Below are 1,144 nucleotides of genomic sequence, written 5' to 3'. Positions count from 1 at the left end.
CCCCTCTCGATCACACGCACCATCGATCGTACAAAGTTGCGTACATACATACGTACACACATATACGCATACGCACGTACATACATACATAATTAAAAACTCGTAATTAATTAAATACGTAGTTGATGGCATCTCTAATGGAACTTGAGGCTGGTGAGGATGTTGTTGTGGACGGGATCAGCGAGGTGATCAAGCAGGTTCTGCACGGGGCCAACCCCGGTGAAGAGCGCCTGGACGGAGAAGCCGAGGAAGGCGAGCATGGCGAGCCTGCCATTCTTGATCTCCTTGAGCTTGAGCTCCTTCATCTCCGCCTCGCTCTTGGTCCCGAAGCCGAGCGGGTTGAAGAGCGGGCCGCCGGGGTAGGCCGGCTCGCCGGAGCCGGCGAGGTACTTCTCGAGGCCGAGGAAGTACTGCTTCCCCATGGAGCCCGGCGTGTACCAGTCCTGGAAGCGGCGGTGCTCGGCGAAGCCGACGAGGGCGAGCTCGAAGACGAAGAGAGTGTAAGGGTCGGCCCAGTAGGTGTAGGTGCCCGCGGGGGGGATCACGCCGGTCTGGAACCACGGGATCGCCGTCTCGGCGGGGACGAGGCCCAGCTTGCCGAGGAGCTCCGGGGCGACCATGCCGACGACGCCCATCATCGCCGTCCGGCCGTTGAACACCTCGCCGTAGGCCAGCCACCGTGGCTCGATGAACCCACCGGTCCCCTCCGGGTCCGATAGCCCCAGCGGGTCGAACCCGAAGTCTCCCGGAAGCGTGCCATCCAGGTAGCTCAGGGACTGCTTGGATGCGAACCACAGCTGCCTGTCAGCACCTTGCTTGGCAGGGGGAGTGGCCTCTGCCCTGACCATGAAGGGTGCCTTCCTGGAGGAAGAAGACCTGGAGACTGAAGATTGCAATGGCCTCCCCAGCAGCTGCCTCCCAGAGAGAAGAGCCTGAGCCGCCATTGTTGTCTCTCTCCAAGCTCAAGCTCCTCCTCCTCTTCCCAAGCTAGCAGTGGTGAGCTGAAATGTGTGCTCCAAATTAAACTTCCCCTTCCCCAAGGCGGCGGAGGAGATGGAGGTGGTGGAGATCGACGAGGATTACGACAGCACGAGGTACAAGATGACGGGGCCGATAGGGGAGGAGGACTTCGACCCGACCAGGC

Annotated in this window: 1 protein-coding gene; it reads right to left on the bottom strand. The window is 60.8% G+C overall.

Going from position 1 to position 1,144, the window contains the following annotated elements; genetic code table 11:
- Positions 1–134: 134 nt before the first annotated feature.
- Positions 135–848, bottom strand: a complete 714-nt coding sequence (locus OKA04_RS24985; RefSeq protein WP_264503861.1) for a chlorophyll a/b-binding protein — start codon at positions 846–848, stop codon at positions 135–137.
- Positions 849–1,144: the final 296 nt, after the last annotated feature.

The sequence above is a fragment of the Luteolibacter flavescens genome (assembly GCF_025950085.1).
Lineage (GTDB): Bacteria > Verrucomicrobiota > Verrucomicrobiia > Verrucomicrobiales > Akkermansiaceae > Haloferula > Haloferula flavescens.
This window is presented reverse-complemented; position numbering and strand designations above follow the sequence as displayed.

What these genes read in the sequence shown, in the direction of transcription:
- OKA04_RS24985 (WP_264503861.1), bottom strand. Translation starts at nt 848, where the DNA reads ATGGTCAGGGCAGAGGCCACTCCCCCTGCCAAGCAAGGTGCTGACAGG.